We start from the raw sequence: 477 nt of genomic DNA, 5'->3' as shown, positions 1-477 counted from the left end.
AGGCCATTCCCTGTGGGTTACTATCAAGAACACGTTTGCGACCGGAGTGAACTGGGTAATCGGGAAGTTAAATACGTTAATTGACGCGATGAATCAGGCTTTCAGTATGCAATTGCCTGACTGGGCGGCTAACTGGATGGGTGAAAAAGAGCTCGCACTTAACATTCCAAGAATAACCGAAATGGAAATGGATTACTCGCTTCAACAAGAAAAGATGAGGGACTTCCGCGAGCGTCGCAATATAGGCGTTGGGGACGACGGTTCTCACTACAGCGGCCTTGATTACGTACCATTCGACGGATATTATGCGCGCCTACACAAAGGCGAAAGGGTAATGACCGCAGAGGAGAATCGAGCCAGCAAGGAAGAAGCGTCTAAGTCACCGTCCGATAGACGAAAACCTGTGAGCGATGATGGTTCTAGTTACGCCTCTAATAATGTTACGATTAACGTGAATGCGACCGTAAGAGAAGAAGC

Annotated in this window: 1 pseudogene; it reads left to right on the top strand. The window is 48.0% G+C overall.

Going from position 1 to position 477, the window contains the following annotated elements:
* A pseudogene (locus tag QZ995_RS23735) lies at positions 1–477 on the top strand (phage tail tape measure protein); the annotation flags it as partial.

It is taken from the genome of Brevibacillus laterosporus, assembly GCF_030489605.1.
In the GTDB taxonomy this organism is placed as follows: Bacteria; Bacillota; Bacilli; order Brevibacillales; family Brevibacillaceae; genus Brevibacillus_B; species Brevibacillus_B laterosporus_E.
This window is presented reverse-complemented; position numbering and strand designations above follow the sequence as displayed.